The organism is Mesorhizobium sp. USDA 4413 (genome assembly GCF_056280365.1).
In genome coordinates this window covers 4765382-4784660 of record NZ_JBVPRP010000001.1, presented here as the reverse complement: position 1 = coordinate 4784660, position 19279 = coordinate 4765382, and the positions used below count along the sequence as shown (strand labels likewise).

Here is a 19279-nt window from a genome sequence, read left to right as displayed (position 1 = left end):
CGCAGGTCGTGACGTCGAAACCGCTTGCGGTTGCGAAACCCGCGCTCACCGCGACAGGAAGGCCGCCACATTCGTCGTGCGCAGCACCGTGCGGGTGACGCCGCCGAACAGAAGCTGGCGCAACCAGGAGTGGCTGTAGGCGCCGAGGACCAGAAGATCGGCGCCGGACTCGGTTATCCGCGACTGGATGATATCGTCGACCGAGGCGCCGCCCGATTTCTGCACGGAGACGCTGACGTTGGCGCCGTGGCGCGACAGCGCCGCCGCGATCTCGGCGCCGGCGGCTTCCGGAGATTCATCGAGCGACTCCGGCGGGTCGATGACCAGAATGTCCGTCTTGTCGGCCTCGGCAATGAAAGGCAGGGCATCGAACGCGGCGCGAGCCGCTTCCTTGCTGCCGTTCCAGGCAAGCAGCACACGTCTGAAAGTCGTGACCAGCGGCCCGGCATGTGGCACGACCAGCACCGGCCGGCCGGCGTCGTAAACCAGCGTGTCGACATCGGCGCTCGGGTCGCCGCCGGCGTCGCGCTGCGCGGCGATGATCAGATCGGCGGCGCGCACGCTCGATATACCGGTCAGCGCGCTGTCGCCGGAGAAGCTTTCAAGGCTCCGCCACTCGAAAGACAGGCCGGATTCCTCGATCCGCTTCAGGAAATAGGCCTGCAACTTGTCGGCGCGTTCCTTGTTCATCTCGGCCGAGACCTGGAGGAATTCAGTATCGGGGAAGCCGGTGGCCGATGTATAGGGCACGGGAAGCGCCTCGGCATGGATGCCGACGAGGTGGCTCTCGAACCTCTCGGCGAGCGGTAGGGCGCAATCGAGAACACGCTCGGCGTCCTGTTCATTCTGCAAAATGGCGACGATTGTCCTGAAGCGCATGACCGGTCCCTCAATTGTTTGCGCTACGCGTGCGCGCAGCGAAGGAACGCCTCAGCGCGTTTACTGGTTCCAGCCGAACGCCGGTCAGCCTGCCTTGGCTAAGCCCGCCACCATCGCCTCGACGTCCTTGCGCGCGGCCTCGAGCGCTTCCTCGCTGCGGGCTCGCACGACGAGTTCGGTCCAGAACTTGCCGTCGCCATATTTGGGGTAGGAGCCGATGATCGTGTCGGGATGCGCCTTCTGGATCTCGGCCAGCGGCCCGCCGATCAAGCCCTCGCCGACGGGACAATGCACCGTGGCCGACAGCATCTTCGTGCCGGCCTTGAGCGTCGGCACGACATTGTCGAGCATGGCCTGAAAGATCGACGGCACGCCGGCCATGACGTGGACATTGCCGATGCGGAAGCCCGGCGCGACGGAGACGGGATTGTCGATATGGTCGGCGCCGCGCGGCATGCGCGCCATACGCTTGCGCGCTTCGGTGAATTCGATGCCTCGCCCGGCATAGCTCGCTTCGAGCAGTGCGTAGGCTTTTGCATCGTATTCGCAAGGCACACCGAAGGCCTTGGCGACCGAGTCGGCGGTTATATCGTCATGCGTGGGGCCGATGCCGCCTGTGGTGAAGACGTAGGTATAACGGGCGCGCACGGCATTCACCGCCGCAACGATCTCGTCCTCCTCGTCGGGGACGATGCGCACTTCCTTCAGATCGATGCCGATCGCCGTCATGATGTCGGCGAGGTGGCCGATGTTCTTGTCCTTGGTGCGGCCGGAGAGGATCTCGTCGCCGATGACGAGCATGGCGGCGGTGACGATTTCAGGCATGGCGGGCTCCGGCACAAAGGTCGCCTGAGATAACGCGGCCGGCGGCCGGCCGCAATGCGAAACGCCGATGTGTCGGATGCGCGCTTGTGGCGGCGGCCATTGCGGATATGGTGCGGTCGGTCCGGTCGGGGTGAAAACATGCCGATATCGATTGCCTTGTGGCTGCTTGCCGGCTTGCTTGCCGCCGTCGTCCTTGCCGTGCTCGCCTTGATGCTTGCGACCTGGCGGATCGCGGCAAAGGCCGAAGAACTGGTGCCGCCTTGCGGGAAATTCATCGAGATCGACGGCAACCGCATCCATTATGTGGAAGAGGGCGAGGGCAGGCCGATCATCTTCGTCCATGGACTCGGCGCTCAGCTCCACCATTTCCGCCACACGCTGTTCGGGCGCTTCGGCCCTGGTTACCGGCTGATCGCGCTCGACCGGCCGGGCTCCGGCTATTCGGTTCGGGCAAGGGGCGCCACCGGCCGACTGCCCGAACAGGCCGACATCGTGCGACGCTTCATCGGGGAACTGCGCCTGGAGCGGCCGCTGATCGTCGGCCATTCGCTCGGCGGGGCCGTCGCGCTTGCTCTGGCAACCGGGCATCCGACACCGATTTGCGGCATTGCGCTGCTCTCGCCGCTGACGCATCTCGAAGCGAGGACACGTCAGCGGTTCGACCTGCTCTATGTTCCATCGCCGCTGCTGCGCCGCGTCCTGGCCCATACGGTGGCGATACCATTCAGCCTTCGTTACGCTCAGCCGACGCTGAGGTTCATTTTCGCGCCGCAAGCGGTTCCCGCGGACTACATGGTCGCCGGCGGGGGATGGCTCGGGTTGCGTCCGTCCCACTATTTCGCCACGTCCACCGATGTCGTGTCGATGGAGCGGGATCTTGGCGAAATCGAACGCCGTTACCGCGACATAGCGATGCCGGCAGGCATCCTGTTCGGCACCGCTGATCAGGTGATCGGCGAGGCCGTTCATGGCGAGCCGATGCTGGATAAGGTCAAGGGCATCGACTTCGAACGGGCCGACGGTCTCGGCCACATGCCCCAATTCGTGGCCCCCGAGCGGGTCGTCGCTTTCATAAAACGGGTCGCCGCGCGCGCTTTCGCCGATGCGAGATGATTTCTGCTGGCGCCCCGCGCGCGTTCCACGGCCGTTCACGAAGCGTCACACAAAAGTGTCGGACATTCCGTCCCACCCGCAATTTCTGGTGGAACTTTAGCCCCTGCCGCAGGGTTTCGTTCGTATCGCTGTGGGGCTTCCGTCCCACATATTTTTTGCGATCGAGAGAATGGAGAAACTCCGATGCTTACAAGACTTATCGCAGCTTCGGCGCTGGTGCTGGCCATGGGTGGCGCGGCCATGGCGCAGTCATCCGATGACTGGTGGTGGTGGCACCGCGACCATCGTCCCGCGGCGAGCGAGCAGGTAGACCCCTATACCACAGGGAGCATCAATGGTGGCTCCGGACTGACCACCTACGGCAATACCGGTGCTATCGGGCCGTGTGCGGACACCACGCCTGGTCCGGATGCCAACTCACAGCAGAACGTCAACGACAATTACTGCGGCAAATAGCGCCGCACAATCGCCGGCGGCCGGCATGAAAGCCTTGGGCTTTGCCGGTCGCGAAGGCGCCCCAGTTAGTGCAGGGCGTTTCACCGTTTCACGGAAATCGGCGAAACGCCTAATCTTTGTTCTCACGCAGTTCCGGACGGAAGGCGGCGGCGAAGGGGCCGCGCCTGACCACTCATGTTCTGGAATGCCTTAGTCCGATACTTCGGTCTGCGGGCGGTCGCGGCCGTCGGCCAGTTCGTCGTGCCAGTTTCCTTCGGCATCCTCATACTGGATGCCGTCGGTCGTGCCGGCGACCTGTTGCTCGGCTGAGGCGATTTCGGCGGCGCGCAGCGCTTCCTGGTGCGTGCGGAAAGTTTCAGAGAATGTCGATCCGACCTTATAGGCCCAGCCGCCATCATGCTCGACGATCTTGTAAGTCAGCTTCGCCATGGAATCCTCCAGTTAAGAAGTCTGCTCAATGCAGCTTTCCGTCGGGCAGCCTGTCTTCGGGGACCAGCACTTCCGATTCCCTGGCCGCCTCGACGAGGGCGCGACGCGCGTCCGCTGTCGAACGATAACCTTCCAGCGCTTTGAGGCAAATGTCGAGAGCATCACGATGGCGCTCGCCGCGATTGAGCGGCCAAACGGTCATCAGGCACTCGGCGGCCTCGCGGGTGCTTCGGATCTGGCGATACTTGCCGACATGGCCGAGCTCGACCACCACCGGCTTTTCAAAGGGTTTGTTGTCTATCATGGCCGCCAACGTAAAGCGGCCAAATTGGTTGCAGTTGTGACGAGGATCCTGCGCCCAAACGTCTCAGGACCCGTTGAGTTTCCGGTTTGGTTCGACGCAATTCCGGACGGAAGGCTACGGCGAAGTCGCCGAGCCTGACCGTTCACGCTTTTCCTGGAATTGCACTAGCTGGCGGCCTTCATCCAATGCCGCATCGTCGTCACCGAACGTGCCAGCTGCGGCGCGGGATGGATTTCCTTGCCGAAAGCAGCCGCCGCGCGCCAGCCCCAGCGCGGGTCGGCGAGGAATGCACGCGCCAGCGCCACCATGTCGGCACGGCCGTCGGCGACGATCGCCTCGGCCTGGCTCGGGTCGTCGATCAGCCCCACGGCGCGCGTCGGAATGCCGGCGCCGTTGCGCACGGCTTCCGCCAGATGCACCTGGTAGCCGGGGCCGGGCGGCACCTGCTGCAGGGGCGAATTGCCGCCGCTGGAACAGCAGATATAGGCGATGCCCTCGGCCTTCAGCGCCTTGGCCACCTCGATCGCGTCCTCGACGTCGAAACCGCCGTCGACCCATTCCTTCACCGAAAGGCGCGCACCCAGCATCATGGACGGACTGGCCTTTCTCACTGCCCTGGCAATTTCAACCGCGAAGCGCATGCGGTTTTCGAGTGAGCCGCCCCAGCGGTCCGTCCGCTGGTTGGAGAGCGGCGAGAGGAACTGGAAGATCAGATAGCCATGCGCGGCGTGTAATTCGGCAAAGTCGAAGCCGGCGCGTTCGGCGCGCACGGCCGACTGCGCAAAGCGCGCGATGAGCCCCAGGATCTCGTCTTCTTCCAACGCGTGCGGCACATTCCAGCCCGTGTCGTAGGCGATGGCCGAGGCAGAAACCGTCTGCCATGGATCCTCGCCGGGTTGCAGCGGACCGCCGCCTTCCCAGGGTCTGCGGTTGGAGGCCTTGCGGCCGGCATGGGCAAGCTGGACGCCGAACTTCGTGCCGGGCGCGGCGACGCGCCTGGCGGCGTCGAGCGTGCGTTTGGCGGCCGCCTCGTTGTCGTCGGAATAGAGGCCGAGGCAACCATGCGAGATGCGGCCGCGCCGCTCGACATCGGTCATCTCGACGGTCACCATGCCGGCGCCCGACATCGCCAGGTTCATCCAGTGATGGAGATGCCAGTCGCTGGCCGAGCCATCCTCGGCGGAATATTGGCACATGGGGGCAACCGCGATGCGATTGGGGAAGGTGAGGCCGCCGAGGGTGATCGGCTGGAAAAGCGATGACGTCATGAAACGGGCTCCTGGCGAGATACCGCTATCTAGGCAGTCATGGCGCTTGGCGCCAGACACGAGCCGGTGAAACTGTCGCTGGACCCGTCGGTTTCCAGGCCAGTCGGTTTCCAGGCCAATTGGTTCCCAGGATTGCGCGCGCCAGCTTTCATCGTTACCCCTTTGCCGCCAGTATGGAGGTCGTCATGGAAGATCGCGTTCGCGTCCGTTCGGAGGAGGTCCTTTCGGACGACTGGGCGGTGCTGAAGAAGACGGTGCTCGACTATCGGCGTCGCGACGGGCGATGGGAGACGCAGATCCGCCAGACCTACGATCGCGGCGACGGCGCGGTGATCCTGCCCTTCGATCCGCAGCGCTCGACCGTGCTCCTGGTGCGGCAGTTCCGTTTCCCGGCTTACGCCGTGGGCCATCGCGAGCCGCTGATCGAGGCCTGCGCAGGCTTGCTCGACGAAAACGATCCCGAAACAGCCATCCGCAAGGAAGCGGAAGAGGAACTGGGCTACCACCTGAAAAATGTCGAGCGCCTGTTCGCGCCGTTCATGAGCCCGGGCAGCGTGACGGAGCGGCTCTGGTTCTTCACCGCGCGCTATTCGCCGTCCGACCGCATTTCCGACGGCGGCGGCTCGCCGGAGGAAGGCGAGGACATCGAGGTTCTGGAAATGCCGTTGGACGAGGCGCTGGCCGGCATCGCCGACGGCCGCATCCTCGACGCCAAGACCATCATCCTGATCCAGCACCTGAAGCTCAATCCGATGAAGGCTTGAGCCTGTCTTTGGTCACGCCGATACCTCTTCGCCAAGGCTTGAGAGGACGTTCCTTCGTTTTAAGCTTCCGATGGCGCGCCACCCGAAGCTCGAAGGGCGAAGGGTGGTGCGGACGACGGGAATCGAACCCGTACGATCAGAGATCGAGGGATTTTAAGTCAATTCCTGCCCGTCCTCCCTTGGGTATCCATGTCACCTGAAACCCTTGTGAAATAAGGAAAGATCGAGGGTTTACAGTCTCTGTTTGTTCCAATAAGGTGACAAGGGTAGACACGTCGCGGCTACCCGCACGGCTACCCCAAGGGGGAACGACCATGCCCATTCTTTCCGACAATTACGTCAAGTCTGCCACTCTGCCCGCCGGCCGGGATGAACTGATCGTCCGCGACAGCAAGCTTGCTGGCTTCGCTATCCGGCTGCGTCGGAAGGCCGATGGCAAGCCCGCCAAGACCTTCCTGGTGTTTCAGGAGTTGCCAGTGCGGAACGGAGTCAGAAAGCGCCGCAAGATCATCATTGGCGACCATTCAGTTTTCCCAGCCGAGAAGGCGAGGGCGGAAGCGCTTGCGATCCTCCAGGCAGTGAAAGTGGGTGATGACCCCGCTGCCGCCAGGGCTGCTAAGAAAGCGCAACCACCTTTCGAAGATCTCGTGGATGACTTCGAGAAGTCGCATATCGCCGCAAAGAAGCCTGAAACACAGAAGGATTATCGCGGCCGGATCAGGCGGAACATCCTGCCTTACTTCAAGGGGAAGCGAGTCGCAGACATCACTGCCGAGATGGTGCGGGACTTCCACCGCAAGAAGCGCGCGAACCCGACCGACGCGAACCGCTCCCTTGCCGTGCTGTCGGTGATGATGGGCAGAGCGATCGAGCTTGGCTGGCGGAAGGACAACCCCTGCATCGGAATCAAGAAAAACACGGAAACAGCTCGGGAAGACTGGCTTGATGAGCGAGACCTTCCACAGTTCATAAGGGCGCTGGCCGATGTCGAGGGCGAGTGCGGCGATCTCATCCGGTACCTCACCGTCTCAGGCTGGCGTGTCAGCGAGGCGCGATTGCTGACATGGGATATGGTCGATCTTCAGAAGATGGTCGCGCGGCTTCCCGATACCAAAAGCGGCGTTTCTGTCCGTGCGCTCTCGACTGATGCCGCCACCCTCATCGATCGGCAGAAGCATCGCATCGGCTTTGTGTTCTCCGGCCGTAAAGGCTCGAAGCCGGTTTCTTACAAGCGACTTCGCGAAGTGCTCCATGCCATTTGCACGGCGGCCGGCATTGATCAGATCACGCCTCACGGGCTCCGTCACACGGCGGCGACATGGGCGGCGGTTTCCGGCGCCGAGGCGCATGAGTTGCGCGAGGCGTTCGGCTGGAAAACGCTGGCGATGACCAACCGCTATGTCTCGAAAGCCGAAAGCCTTGGCCGGCGCGGTGCCCAACGTGCCGCTGATGCCATGAACGTTCTGCAGAAGCCGATGGCCGACGTAAAGGAGATATCCCGATGACCGGCAATGGCGACTTTATCGAGGTGGAACGCCGGAGCTTCATGGCGACCAACAACGCCATGCACGTTTGGGCTGCCTTTCGGCTGGCTCGGGCGGCGTCGATGCCCATACCGGATTGGGTTCTGTCCTACCTGGACCTATGTTCCAGACGCCTCTTCGCGATTGGGGAACAAGCCAATGAAAAGGAATTCGCAAAGGCCGTTGCCGGAGCTTTCTTGCTCGATAGCAGGGGCAGGGGAACTGCCGCTTCGAAGTATCGCGGCAAGTGGCTGGTCTATGGGATGAACGTTCACGCCAGGATAAAAGCTGGCGACAAAGACGACTTTGCCGTAGCCGGTGTGGCCAAGGATGCCAATGTCAGCACCTCAACAGTGAGACGGGCCTGGAACCAGTATAAGGCGGCTTTTCCCAATGGCGACATGTCAGCCTTGAACGCTGCGGTTTCATAAAGTCGGCGAATTTCTGACAGTCAGAAACACAGGCATTTTGCGAAACAAGATCTTGTAGCGCTTGGAGTTTTCGTGAGTAAATTGGGCGTCACCCGAAACAACCCAAGGGTGACGAAATGGAACAGACTGACACGGCCACGGCTAGGGCGTTCAATGCCCGGCTAAGCTTCTGGGCAGCATCCGGCCTCAGCGGTGCCGCGCTCTATGAAGCTCTTGCTACCGACGAAACTCTCCCCGCTTTTTTCGATCCGGAAGACCTTGCTGCCATCCAAGGCGTGAAGCCTTCGGCCGTCAAAAAGCATCGGAACCGGGGAACTGGTCCCGATTTCATGAGGCTCACGGCGAAGGTGGTGAGATACCCGCGCGCCGACTTCTGCCGGCACTTGGCCAGCAAATTCGTTCGGAGGGCCGCATAATGACCGGCCGCCCCGAAACTGAAGATCACGCCTGCCTCGATCCGAACGTAGAACTCGGCGTCAGGTTCTTGGAAGAGACGCCGCGTCACATTCGCGGCCCATCGGTGCCAGCTCTCAAGCGTCTTGGCCTCACGGCTAAGGAAGCCTGTGAAGCCATCCGCCTTCACAACTTGCAACTTGCGAGGGCTGGCTGATGGAGATCACGAACGAAAAAGCCGGCCCGCTGCGAACGGAACCGGCTTTCAAAATCGAGGTAGTAGAACAAGCCGAGCTTAAACAAAGAGGGCAAAAAGCTCAAGATGGTTTAACCCCGCAACAGCGATGGCAGAATGCGAACCCCTTGGCTCGCTGGGCTCACTGCGCCACTACCAACGCCATCAGGAAAGGCATTCTGGTCCGGCAATGCTGCGCAGTCTGCGGCTCGCCAAAGACTGATTTCCACCACGACCCGCGATTTTATGACCAGCCTCTCAAAGGCACCTGGCTATGTCGCCGACATCACCAGGCTGAGCACCGGCGCCTACGGCTGGAAGGAGGTGCCGGATGAGCCGCGACTTCGCACCCATCTCACCGAATCTCTGGACCTCTCCGGCCTTCCTGTCGCTCGACGGTGACGGCCGGCAGTTGCACCTCTACTTCATCTCTTCGCCGCACCAGACCAGTGCGGGCTGCTGCCGCATCCGCGAAGGATATGCGTTGGCAGATCTGGGCTGGACTTCACAGCAGTACCGCGAGGCGCTTGCCAGTGTCGTGGGCGCCGACCTGGTTCTGCACGACCACGCGACCGAAGAAACTTACGTCAAGAAGTGGTTCAGGCACAAAGGTAACATCCCCACCAACAAGGACCACGCCAAGGGGACGATGAAAATCATCTCCAATATCGATAGCGACGAGATCAGGGAGCTTGCCGAGGCCGATTTCCTTCAGACTGAGTGGGGAAGAAAAACCTTCCCCCCGCCTAAACCTGGCGACGATGCCGAGGTGCGCGAGTGGTTCGAAAGCGACCCTGTTGCTACGCCGATCACGTCTGCGCTGGCCAACTCTCGATTGATGAGGTCATCAAGATGACAGCCTGTCGAGAGCCTGTCGGGAGAGTGTCGACACACAGATACAGAGACCGAGAAGGAACAGAACACGGACCAGAACATAGACCCGAAACAGAAAGAGAAAAAAAACAGAAAAAGAACTTAGACCTTCGCCAATCGGAAAAGTTCGCGGCTGTCGCCAGCGGTGCAGGGCTTGGGAAGGAAGAGGATCCTGGAAGCAACGCTGGCGCCCTTCCTTCCAAGGTCTGTCAGGAAACTGGCGTTCCCAGATTGAAGAACTGCACCAGAGCCGAAATCAGCTCTTCAGCCGTTTCGGCATCAAGGTGCAGCTCGATCACCTCGTCATCCTCCCCAATGAGTTCAACGCTGCCCAAGAGGGGTTTAGTTGAGACCGTCGTCAGATCGTTCCCCTGGTATTCGGCGATCATTGTTGATCTCCCTCATCAGCCGTCGAGGCCAACGTATCTCTTGGGACGGTGGGGTCAATCGCAGATAGGTCTACCTTCCGGGCTCGCTGATCTTCCTCAGCCGCCGCCGAGCTGCTTTCGCTCGCGCTTGTCCGTTTCGAATGCGGTCGCAAAGTGCGATGGCGACGGCGATCCCGCAATTCTCATCGAGCATTGCCTCGGCTTCCTGCAGGGAGAGTTCCGCGCGCTTCGCGTGCTGGCGCGCAGCCGCCATTTCCAGAACAGTAACGTCGACCATCCCGTTTCTTTCCGGGGTTTGGTCCCTTCCAAAGGTCAACAGGCGCCGGCAGCAATTGTTCCTGCGGCGCAGGCGCACAGGGGGCGGGTATGGAAGGCGATAGCTCCCAAGCTCAGCGGACCGGCCCCGCAGCTTTTTGCACCCGTCCGCAATTCAAATGTTGAGGGTGCGGCCGGGGGCGGTGAAGACAGCCATGCGCATCAGCCTAGACCGCTTGCCGACCCAAAATGCGCAAAAAGCCAGATTGATGTTCTGGCGGCCAATATGGCTCCTTGGCCCATCCGAAAAAACTTTCAGAGTTTCGCGGAAACTCGCGTTGCGCTGCCCGAGCGGTCTTTCTCGCAATGCTCGCCAGCATCGATCCTCCCCCCCACTGGAGGGCAGCGTGTGAGCACCGCAGGCAAGCTCGCCCGGATAAGGCGCATGCTCGCAGAGGTGAGCGCGCTCGTCGCCGAAATCGAGGTGGAGGCAGAGCAGGAGAAATCCTCGAACCCTACCTGGGTAGAGACCGGAGTGGCAGCCGAGGCGCTCGGCATCCCGCTCGATAGCGTCAGAAACCTTTGTCGCCAAAAGGGCTACGGCCGGAAGCGTGGAGGGCGTTGGCAAGCCGACATCGGAGCGCTTCGAACCTATTTCGCCAAACGCGACAATCGCGACGAGACGCATCGCGTTTCAAGCCGCATAAAATGATCATGAACCTGATCAGCAAAATCATCCCCATCGCAAGTGATGCATCCTTTTTCCGGGCAGCATTGCGCTTGCCGAAGCCGAGCGCGGAATATCTGCTAGCGAAGGAAGAAGCGCGCCGCGCATCCTCCAATCTTCGCTCGCTGACAACTCGCCGGGAGGCGCTTCAGATTGAGGCGTGCGTCGAGAATCCGTGCCACGACAGGCTTGCAACCCACACGTTGCACTCCAGGCTTGATGACCTGGAGGCAGAGATACGAGCGGCCACCGAGCGCGACCGCGAAGCTTCTGCCGATCTGGGGCGCCTGCGCCTGGCCTATCGCGATCATGCCCACGCTGTCCTGAATGATGACATCAAGGGCCTTGGCTCACTCATCGCCCAGCGCCTCCAAGAAATTCGCGAATTGCTCGAAATTGCCGAAGCCCTCAATGCCCAGGTGCGCGAGGCGCAAGTTGAAATGATGCCGACACTCATCCGCGAGGCATCGATCGCTCTGCGGCTGCTCGAACCTGTCGCCGCTACCATTAACAAAATGATCGAGAAAGGATCACGACGTTGACCGAACCATGGAACAGGCTTGTCACCTATCTGGAAGGCGAACGCTGTCTCTATGAGGGCAAGTTGTATCAAGCGCGTTTCGATCTGTGTCGCGGGCTTAGACCATCCGGGCTTCATAGCGAGAAGTTTTGGCGGCGCGTGCCAACCATCGCGGTTCCGAAGTCGCCGGCCAAGAAGATGCAGAAGCGAGCGACTGACCTTGAACAGCGGCAAGCGCCTGATTTCGTCAGGGGTGGATACATCACACGAGACTTCAGCCTCGAAACGAAGCGGCGCCGTGAGACACGGCAGGCGTCGAAATAAGCAACACCTATGGGTAGCGTGGAGGCGTTCATGGCTGACTTGGATACGCACATAGCCGGAGAGCTAGCCGCTCTTCAGGCGCGTGGCGCTGGCCGTCAGATGATCGAGACGCGGCACAAGGAACTGTGCGACTGGGCGATCCGGGAATGCATTAAGGCTGAGGCAACCAACCCAATCAGAGTTGATCTTGCGGCTCCTACTCAGTCGGACGAGTTGGTGACTGTGCGAGCCATGTGGGCGTATTTGCTTCCCGATGTCCGGAAAGCGATTAGCGCTGGCCTGAGTGTCGAATACATTGCGGTAGCCCGCGCCGAAGATGGCATGACGGTGCTGATGCACGTCGATTTCGCAGAGCCAGAAGACCCAATGCTTTGGGCCTCGTCGGACTTCTACAAGCACTTCGATCCTGCCATTTGGGCTGATGCGCTGCAGGCCGTAGCCGTGGATTACGGCGCGGGCATTGAGGTGAAGGATTATTACCCGCAAGCGCTCGCCGATGCTGTCGAACCTCCGGGACCATGGAGGCGGATGTGGTGAACCTGGCTGAAGCCGGTGGCGTGGTTCATCGAGCACGAAGCCGATCGGCCATATCCCCAGGGGGGGCCATCGCGTCCGAAAGTCGATCGCCTCGTAGACCGCTCGGGCAGCTTTCTTTCCATAAATGACCAGAATTTTTGATCTGAAAGGATCGACGTAACAATGGCAGCACGCGGTAGACGATCAGCGGCAAGCTTCGCGGTGGCATCGGTCGTCAAGGTCGGCTCAAAAGCTGATGTCGCTCCGGCCGAGGGCCTTTCTGAGGCTGAAGTGGCCGTGTGGATGGATGTTCTTGCGGCGATGCCCAAGGGCTGGATCCGGCCGGAAAATGCCGAGCAGCTCGCGGCCTATGCCAGGCACGCTTGCAGCGCTCGTGACCTGTCGAAACTCATCGCCGAATTCAAGCCGAACTGGCTGAAGGAAACGGGCGGCCTGGAGCGGTATGACCGCCTGCTGAAGATGCGGGAACGGGAGTCCCGATCGGCACTCGCCGCCGCGCGCTCCCTTCGCATCACTGTTCAATCGCTCGATCCGAAGACTGCCGGCCGCAAGGCAGCGAACGGTCCGAATTTTCGGCCGCCGTGGGAATGATCATGACCAGAGAAGAGCAACTTGAAGTCGCCAGAAATCTGATCACAGCCGGCATCGACGCGGCTTTCCTCATCACTGGCTCGCCCCTCTCAGCATTGGAGGAGGTCGAAATCGCGATGGGCCGATTCCTAGCTATTCGGAACGCGGAAACAGCGGCCGAGATCGCCGGCCTAGAAACCCAAGGGACTGCCTGATATGCCTGCAACCGTCGGTAGCATTTCGATCGATCTTTCAACCAACGCCTCTAAGTTCGCGACGGGCTTCAAGAGCGCTGCGACCACGGTCGAAAGCCAGTCTGCTCGCATGGCGAAGAGCGTCGCAGCGGTGGAGAGGAGCGTTGCCGGAATCGGCTCTACCCTCAAGACCTTCGTCGGCGGCTTGGCGGCCGGCGCGGGCATCGCCTCCATTGCGTCGCTGAGCGGAGCATTCGACACCCTCAAGCAAACCATCTCGGAATATGACGAGATCGCCACGAACTCGAAGCAGGCGGGTCTCAAGCCGGAGACGTTCCAGGCCCTACAGTTCGCGGCCAAGCAGGCAAATGTCGAGCAGGAAAGCTTCAACTCATCCCTCAGCATTTTCGCCAAAAATGCCGGTTTGGCGGAAAAGGGCACGGGCGCGCTCTATGCCGGCCTGAAAAAGCTCAATCCTCAACTGCTGCAAAACATCATCAACGCCAAGGATCAGGAAGAGCGTCTGAAGCTCGTTTCTGATGCCCTGGCGCAGACCAATGACGCGACCGAGAAGGCAGCACTTGCCGCATCTGTCTTTGGCAAGAGCGGCGTCGAGATGGCCCGCTTCCTCGATCAGGGCCGGGCTTCGATCGAGGCTATGAAGAAATCGGCACGGGACATGGGCATCATCGTTCCCGATGACTTGCTACAGCGTGCCGGCGAACTCGATGACCGGCTCGATGTTCTGAGCAAGATAATTCACGTTCAGCTCGGCGAAGCCGTGATCAACCTGGCGCCGGTCCTTGAAAAGGCAACAACCGGCTTCGCCAACTTTTCTAAGGAGGTGAATGTCGCGGCCGGCGCGCTGACGGATTTCGTCAATGACCCGAGCTGGGCAACCCTCGAAAAGCTGATCGTTGCTATTGGCGGCGAACCGTTCCGCAAAGACAGCATCCTCGATCGCCTCGTGAATGGCACGCTGGTCGCGCCTGGTGCATCCGACATCTCGGAAGTCACCAAGGGCATTGACTTCTTGAAGCAGAAGATCGCCGAGCTTCAAGCCCAAGCGGCGCAGGGAATCGATGTTCATATCGAGCTTGAGGATGCCCAGCAGAGCCTTAACGATCTTGAGCTTCGGTTGCGCCAGATCCAAGGCGTCGGCGTCTCGGCCGCGAACGAAATCCGCGCCAACTTTGCCGAAGCATTTCGGGCGGCCGAGAACGCCTCGATGGATGCCCTGGCTTCATTCCAAGGCGCAAAGGCACCTGGCTCGCTTCCGACTGTCACGCGCTATGGCGGCAACCCGAACCAGATCACACTGCCCGACCAAAGCAGAACCGTTCAGACGAACGTCAACGGCTCTGGAGTAAATGTCACCAAATACAACGCGGATACAGCGGACAACACAAAGCAGACCGCCGGATACGCCCGCGACACAGCCGACAATATCGACACTCTGGACCGAAACACCCACGGCTATTTCCGCGACCTCGGCGACACCGTGACCAGCGGCGCGACCACGATCAGCCACTCAGTCAGCACATTAGCCGACCTGATCGGCAACGAGTTCGGCCAGCTTCCGAGTTACCTGATTGCCGCCCTGTCGGCAAACGGCAGCGCAATCAGCACCGGCCAGGGCGAAGAACACCTATTCGGCGATCAATGGGACCCACAGCATGGCTCCCATGTCGGAAACATTATCAATTTGGGCCCCCACGGCGGCAAACTCGGCAAGATCGGACATTATAGCCTTTCGTCCTATGCTGATGATGGCACGTCCAATACTCAGGTTTCGGTTGCGCAGCCCGGCTCGGACATCACCCTGAATTATTACGCGGCCCCAGGCGAAAGCGCAGAGACCGCAAAACAGCGCGCCCGCGACATGTTCAACGAACTCACCTTGCAGGCATCGAGGGCTTAACAATGACGGGTCTTCGCGATCGCGGCCAGCTCGGCTCATGGGGCGGATGGGGAACACCGCCGACTGCGCCCACCGTTCCCGAGGCGTCGGCGATCCAGACGACGCTGCCGACATCTGCCTACGGACAGACGATCCCAGTCGTGTGGGGAAAATGCCGGCTGCCGGCCGCGTATATCTGGGTTCCACCTATAGCTACAGTGACCTCTACGCATACGGAGTGGTGGGACACCATCACCACCACGACAAGCTTCATGTCGTGTCGGCTTCGATTTGCTCGGCCGCTGGTTCCAAATTCGACATGGACGCTGAGGAAGCTCTATTCCAACGGCAAGCTGATCTATGATGCTAGCCAGGGCTACAGGGCAAAGGGCCTGAAATTCCGCGCCTATGACGGCCGCAGCAGCCAGCCGCGCGACCCGACCATGACCAGGGAAGAGGGAACGAACAACGTCTCCGCCCATCGTGGCTATCTCGATATCGTTCTAGTCGACTTCGACATCCAGGGCATTGGCGCGCCGCCTGTCTTCGAGGCGGAGTGGATTGAGAACGGGGCCACCACCCACGATTACGACACGTTCACCACCTATTCGGCCGGCGGCATTTCCTTCGGTGACATCGTTCCTGTCTGGGACCAGAGCAAACTCTATGGCCTCGAATGGAACAGTTCGATCTTCCTTTATTCGATCCCGGCGACACGTCAGTATTTCGACTTTTTCCTCCCGGCCGACGCATTCAACTATTACGGGCTCCTCCGATACAGCCGAACCCTCGATAGGCTGTTCTATCTCGGCTCGTTCACCGGCTCCGGCGGATGGCTCCCCGTCCTCCTGGACGGCTCGACCGGGGCACTGGTTGGCAGTTCTAGTGACGCGGCAGCCAGTTCGACCATGGGCGGCGGTTGTCTTCTCGATGTCAGCGGCGGCGCGCTTGTCCTCGGCTTTGCAGGGAACCAGCAAATCTTCGTCTATCTCATCGGCACCGATGACAGCGTCACTCGCACGTATCAATCAACCGCGTCATGGAGCGGCTATGCGAGCCTTCAATGCGTCACGCCGGGAGAAAACCGGGGCAGCGAAGCTGATGTGTACCTCTGCGCCGATGGCGACCTGGTAAAGGTGACGCTCACCGGCACGGGCGTCATCAAGCTTACCTCGGTGCTTTCTTCCTTCAGCGATGACCTACGCTATGCCGTCTACGACGATGATGGCGACCTGGTGGTCTGGACAGACGCGGCCACCGTGAGCCGTGTCAACGGGACAACCGGTGCACTGGAATATACGAAGACGGTTCCCTACCAGATCGAGGATTACGCTACTCGGGATCTGGGCGATCCTGACCTCCAGCGCCTCACCGACGAACTGTATTTCACCACTGGCGGAGTGTCATATTTCACCGACCTGAAGACCGGCGCAACCCGGCAGATATCGGGAGCGAACAGTGCCGTAAGCGCCTTCGTCTATGATGGCCAGACCGACACGGTACTGACGGTTGGCGCCACGGGAAAGCCTGTCCGGCTGCGCATCATTGCCAGCGACGGAGAGCATCGTCTGCTTTCTGACTTCCTGACGGACCTCATGGTCCATGGTGGGGGATTCGATCAGTCGGAAGTTGAAACGATCAACATCGACGATGTGATCGATGGGGCGGTTATCGACATCACCGCTGGGGCGAGGGACGTAGCTAGGGCCACTTGCGACCCATACTCCATCGCCATTTTCGAGCGCTCTGGCCAAATCATCTTCAAGCGAGCGCTGACGGATGGCAGCTTCGCTGTCGATGCATCGATCTCCTCGGCCGGCGACATGACTGACCAATAGAGAGACCCAAAGGAGATCGGAAATGCTGTGTTCGACAGGCTCGTTTTTCAATAACGCAAGTGCGGGCGGTGGCGCGCAGGAAATACCATTCTCCAACGTCGTCCTGCTGCTCGGCTTCGAAGGCGCAAACGGGTCAACGACCCTTACCGATCTAAGTTCAGCAGCGCACGGCAGCGGTACGGCCAACGGCAACGCGCAGATCAGCACGGCGCAGTTCAAGTTTGGCTCTTCATCAGGTCTGTTTGATGGGGCCGGGGATTATTGGTCGTGGTCTGACAGTCTCGATTGGCGACTCTCTGCGGCAAACTCCGATCTGTTCACCATCGAGTTTTGGATCAGGCCCCACGCCAACGTTTCCAACCAGTACATCATGAGCCAATCGCCGGCCGCCGGCAACATCTCCTGGTACATCAATTCGACGTTCACAGCGCTGGTATCAAATATCTCTTTCAATTTTTCTTCGACCGGCGCAGCGGGCGGGGCCATAACGACGATCGGCAATGGCGGCACGCCTATGGCGTTAGACACATGGCACTTCATCGCCATCACCAAGAACTCGGCCGGCAAAATCCGTCTCTGGGTTAATGGAACTCTGGATGCGAGCGCCACGCCTGCCAACAGTTCCTTCTTCAACTCGACCGGCGCCTTCGAAATCGGGCGAGGCCTTGGTGGCTCGTCCGTCCTCAACGGCAACCTCGATGAAGTTCGTATAGCCAAGGGCTATTGTCGCTATGATACGGACGGCTCGATCCCCGTGCCGACAGCAGCTTTCCCGAGAAGCTAACCCGCGACGGCGTGGACGACAGCGATGCCCACGCCTATTGCAAGGCCGGTGCAGAGGCTTTCGGCCAAGCGTATCGCCAAGGCCACATAGCGAGCCGGCAAACGCGCTGGCGGGGGCTCTCAGGGCTGCTGCGATGTCATCGAAAGCGCGATCCATGGTTGCCACCTGCGATTTCTTCCAGAGCAACCATAGATCGAAACAGCGAGTCTGTGAATCCCCCTCGCTTGACGGGCATCGGAAGTCACGGAAAATAGCCCTGCCTGGAAAGCGGGTTATCTGCCGGCAATTAGGCCAAGGAAAGTGGCTCGCCCCATTGGCCCGCGTTTCCGAGGAAGCGCGGGCTTTCCTTAGGTCGCCTTGTCGATGAGCGGCGTCTTCCGCTTCGGCGGCACATAGCTGGTGACGAGCTTCACCGCAGACCGCTTGACGGTGATGCCTAGATCCTTGCCGCCGACCGTCACCGTATCTTCATCGACCCGCAGGACTTCGCCAGTCAGCTCGATCTTCTGCCCACTGCTGATGTTCGGCGACGTGTCCACGATCGAATGCGGATGATGGTAGGTGGGGATTAATACGGCAACCCTGTCTTCTGTGACGCGCTTGCGGATCGTTGCCGTGATCGCAACCGTGTCGCCTACCTTGATGTTCTCCTTAGCCATGCCATGACTCTGGCGCGGCTGGTGGCTTCGTCAAGCGGTTGCTAATATTCGCCGATAGCCCGCCGCAGGTGTGCCCCCACACCTAGCGACGGGCTAAGGGTGGCGGGCGCCTCTTTGGGGAGATTGCCTGAGCCCGCGCCGGCCTGGCGAACCGTGGTCCGCCGCATATGCAGCTTAGCTAAAATATCTACGATCGACATGGCGTGATCGCGTAAGGCTTTGGCAAGCGACGCCAACCTATTTCGATCCCGCCCCAAACCAGCGGATGAACTCCGCATCCTTCCCGGTGATTTCCTTCACCGCCTTCAACAGAGCTTCATGCAGATCGCCCATGGCCCGGTAATGGGCGCATTGCGTCGAAATCAGCGGATCAACGATGCTTCTATGGAGCGCGCCTGCCGCCTCCAGGAAACGCTCTATCTCGACCTCTGAAAGCTGCTTTGCCTTGTTCCGTCGAACCATTGCGACCGCCTCTTTTTGTGGTGATCGCCCCATCCGAGGACAGAATTCCTATTTTCAGAGCGCGGCGCAAGAGGCTTTAAGTCGCAGCCACGCGCGACAGCGAACTTACCGAACGGCCCGGCCGCGCGCGGGATGAATCGGGCAGCTAGTGCAGCTTGCTCTTCGGAGGAGCTTTCAACCGCTTCAATCTGATTTCGTTCTGAAGCGCTAGCGCAAGCCGGAGGATCGGATCAGAAATCGAGATCACGTCGTCGGTCGGACCCTCCGTCGGCTCTGCCGAATGTGCGGGTCCTGGCAGGTCCGATTTCGATACGAGTCGTGATAGGTGTTGCCGCTGAAAGGCGTGAACTTGTTCCGGCAATTCCAAAAACTTCAGAGCGTCCGCCGTCGGAAGATTTCTGGATCGCAGTCGCACTATTCGTTCGTGCTGACGGGCGATATGCCGTTCGCCGTCCTGAACGTGGCGTCGCGCCATGCTGATGTGCTCGTGGAGAAGCATCGCCCAACAACTCAACGCATGAGGTGGTGATTTTCCTTGTACTAAGGAAGCCTGCCGAAGTCCATCAACCGTCGCGCGTCACGACCGTGCCGTCGCGCTATCAGTGCATTCCGGTGAAGTAGATCGAG

24 protein-coding genes are annotated in these 19279 nt (G+C 60.5%); 16 read left to right on the top strand and 8 right to left on the bottom strand.

Translation table 11 applies throughout. The annotated features are described in order from the left end of the window. Positions 1-45 precede the first annotated feature (45 nt). A complete protein-coding gene (locus ACVMIM_RS23585; RefSeq protein ID WP_040995557.1) occupies positions 46-879 on the bottom strand; it encodes a universal stress protein in 834 nt (277 codons plus the stop codon). Between the two features lie 84 nt (positions 880-963). Next, positions 964-1704: a competence/damage-inducible protein A gene (locus tag ACVMIM_RS23580; RefSeq protein ID WP_476114865.1), complete on the bottom strand. Its 741-nt coding sequence runs from the start codon at positions 1702-1704 to the stop codon at positions 964-966. A 138-nt stretch (positions 1705-1842) separates the two neighbouring features. On the opposite strand from ACVMIM_RS23580, the gene ACVMIM_RS23575 reads away from it, so the two are divergent. Further along, positions 1843-2817 (top strand): alpha/beta fold hydrolase, encoded by a 975-nt coding sequence (locus ACVMIM_RS23575; protein ID WP_476114863.1) that lies wholly within the window; start codon positions 1843-1845, stop codon positions 2815-2817. 183 nt (positions 2818-3000) lie between these two features. Further along, positions 3001-3273 (top strand): hypothetical protein, encoded by a 273-nt coding sequence (locus tag ACVMIM_RS23570; RefSeq protein WP_476114862.1) that lies wholly within the window; start codon positions 3001-3003, stop codon positions 3271-3273. 189 nt (positions 3274-3462) lie between these two features. Here the strand turns inward: ACVMIM_RS23570 and ACVMIM_RS23565 are convergent, their stop codons facing one another. The 3 genes from ACVMIM_RS23565 to ACVMIM_RS23555 all read right to left on the bottom strand — a co-directional run bounded on the left by ACVMIM_RS23565 (position 3463) and on the right by ACVMIM_RS23555 (position 5274). Next, positions 3463-3702 (bottom strand): DUF2188 domain-containing protein, encoded by a 240-nt coding sequence (locus tag ACVMIM_RS23565; RefSeq protein ID WP_040995552.1) that lies wholly within the window; start codon positions 3700-3702, stop codon positions 3463-3465. Positions 3703-3727: 25 nt separating this feature from the next. After that, the gene (locus tag ACVMIM_RS23560) at positions 3728-4006 is read right to left on the bottom strand and encodes a DUF982 domain-containing protein (protein ID WP_476114861.1); all 279 of its coding nucleotides are present in this window, start codon (positions 4004-4006) and stop codon (positions 3728-3730) included. Between the two features lie 164 nt (positions 4007-4170). Beyond that, on the bottom strand, positions 4171-5274 hold the full coding sequence (locus tag ACVMIM_RS23555; RefSeq protein WP_476114859.1) for an NADH:flavin oxidoreductase/NADH oxidase: 1104 nt from the start codon (positions 5272-5274) through the stop codon (positions 4171-4173). 185 nt (positions 5275-5459) lie between these two features. Between ACVMIM_RS23555 and ACVMIM_RS23550 the strand changes: the two genes are divergently transcribed. The 5 genes from ACVMIM_RS23550 to ACVMIM_RS23530 all read left to right on the top strand — a co-directional run bounded on the left by ACVMIM_RS23550 (position 5460) and on the right by ACVMIM_RS23530 (position 9476). After that, positions 5460-6038 carry an NUDIX domain-containing protein gene (locus ACVMIM_RS23550; protein ID WP_476114857.1) on the top strand — a complete coding sequence of 193 codons (579 nt, stop codon included), beginning with the start codon at positions 5460-5462 and terminating at the stop codon, positions 6036-6038. Positions 6039-6352: 314 nt separating this feature from the next. Further along, a complete protein-coding gene (locus tag ACVMIM_RS23545) occupies positions 6353-7543 on the top strand; it encodes a tyrosine-type recombinase/integrase (protein ID WP_476114855.1) in 1191 nt (396 codons plus the stop codon). Further along, positions 7540-7992 (top strand): hypothetical protein, encoded by a 453-nt coding sequence (locus ACVMIM_RS23540; RefSeq protein WP_476114853.1) that lies wholly within the window; start codon positions 7540-7542, stop codon positions 7990-7992. Before ACVMIM_RS23545 ends, ACVMIM_RS23540 begins: the two co-directional genes overlap by 4 nt. A 116-nt stretch (positions 7993-8108) precedes the next feature. Then, entirely contained in the window at positions 8109-8408 is a 300-nt protein-coding gene (locus tag ACVMIM_RS23535; protein WP_476114852.1) for a helix-turn-helix transcriptional regulator, read from the top strand. 543 nt (positions 8409-8951) lie between these two features. Continuing rightward, the gene (locus ACVMIM_RS23530) at positions 8952-9476 is read left to right on the top strand and encodes a hypothetical protein (RefSeq protein ID WP_476114851.1); all 525 of its coding nucleotides are present in this window, start codon (positions 8952-8954) and stop codon (positions 9474-9476) included. A gap of 226 nt (positions 9477-9702) precedes the next feature. Here ACVMIM_RS23530 and ACVMIM_RS23525 read toward each other — a convergent pair whose 3' ends face one another. Continuing rightward, positions 9703-9882 carry a hypothetical protein gene (locus tag ACVMIM_RS23525; protein WP_476114850.1) on the bottom strand — a complete coding sequence of 60 codons (180 nt, stop codon included), beginning with the start codon at positions 9880-9882 and terminating at the stop codon, positions 9703-9705. Between the two features lie 127 nt (positions 9883-10009). On the opposite strand from ACVMIM_RS23525, the gene ACVMIM_RS23520 reads away from it, so the two are divergent. The 8 genes from ACVMIM_RS23520 to ACVMIM_RS23485 all read left to right on the top strand — a co-directional run bounded on the left by ACVMIM_RS23520 (position 10010) and on the right by ACVMIM_RS23485 (position 17531). Beyond that, a complete protein-coding gene (locus ACVMIM_RS23520; RefSeq protein ID WP_476114849.1) occupies positions 10010-10849 on the top strand; it encodes a hypothetical protein in 840 nt (279 codons plus the stop codon). 2 nt (positions 10850-10851) lie between these two features. Beyond that, complete coding sequence (locus ACVMIM_RS23515; RefSeq protein WP_476114847.1) at positions 10852-11406, top strand: hypothetical protein; 555 nt, start codon at positions 10852-10854, stop codon at positions 11404-11406. A 332-nt stretch (positions 11407-11738) separates the two neighbouring features. Beyond that, positions 11739-12245: a hypothetical protein gene (locus ACVMIM_RS23510; protein ID WP_476114846.1), complete on the top strand. Its 507-nt coding sequence runs from the start codon at positions 11739-11741 to the stop codon at positions 12243-12245. Between the two features lie 201 nt (positions 12246-12446). Beyond that, entirely contained in the window at positions 12447-12836 is a 390-nt protein-coding gene (locus ACVMIM_RS23505) for a hypothetical protein (protein ID WP_476114844.1), read from the top strand. 2 nt (positions 12837-12838) lie between these two features. Beyond that, positions 12839-13030, top strand: a complete 192-nt coding sequence (locus ACVMIM_RS23500; RefSeq protein ID WP_476114843.1) for a hypothetical protein — start codon at positions 12839-12841, stop codon at positions 13028-13030. A gap of 1 nt (position 13031) precedes the next feature. Further along, a complete protein-coding gene (locus tag ACVMIM_RS23495; protein ID WP_476114841.1) occupies positions 13032-14930 on the top strand; it encodes a hypothetical protein in 1899 nt (632 codons plus the stop codon). A gap of 2 nt (positions 14931-14932) precedes the next feature. Continuing rightward, a complete protein-coding gene (locus ACVMIM_RS23490; RefSeq protein WP_476114840.1) occupies positions 14933-16747 on the top strand; it encodes a hypothetical protein in 1815 nt (604 codons plus the stop codon). Positions 16748-16769: 22 nt separating this feature from the next. Further along, a complete protein-coding gene (locus tag ACVMIM_RS23485; RefSeq protein ID WP_476114838.1) occupies positions 16770-17531 on the top strand; it encodes a LamG domain-containing protein in 762 nt (253 codons plus the stop codon). 347 nt (positions 17532-17878) lie between these two features. Here ACVMIM_RS23485 and ACVMIM_RS23480 read toward each other — a convergent pair whose 3' ends face one another. Then, a complete protein-coding gene (locus tag ACVMIM_RS23480) occupies positions 17879-18190 on the bottom strand; it encodes a hypothetical protein (protein WP_476114837.1) in 312 nt (103 codons plus the stop codon). Positions 18191-18427: 237 nt separating this feature from the next. Then, positions 18428-18652 (bottom strand): hypothetical protein, encoded by a 225-nt coding sequence (locus tag ACVMIM_RS23475; protein ID WP_476114836.1) that lies wholly within the window; start codon positions 18650-18652, stop codon positions 18428-18430. A gap of 325 nt (positions 18653-18977) precedes the next feature. Between ACVMIM_RS23475 and ACVMIM_RS23470 the strand changes: the two genes are divergently transcribed. Beyond that, positions 18978-19181: a hypothetical protein gene (locus tag ACVMIM_RS23470; RefSeq protein ID WP_476114835.1), complete on the top strand. Its 204-nt coding sequence runs from the start codon at positions 18978-18980 to the stop codon at positions 19179-19181. Positions 19182-19279: the final 98 nt, after the last annotated feature.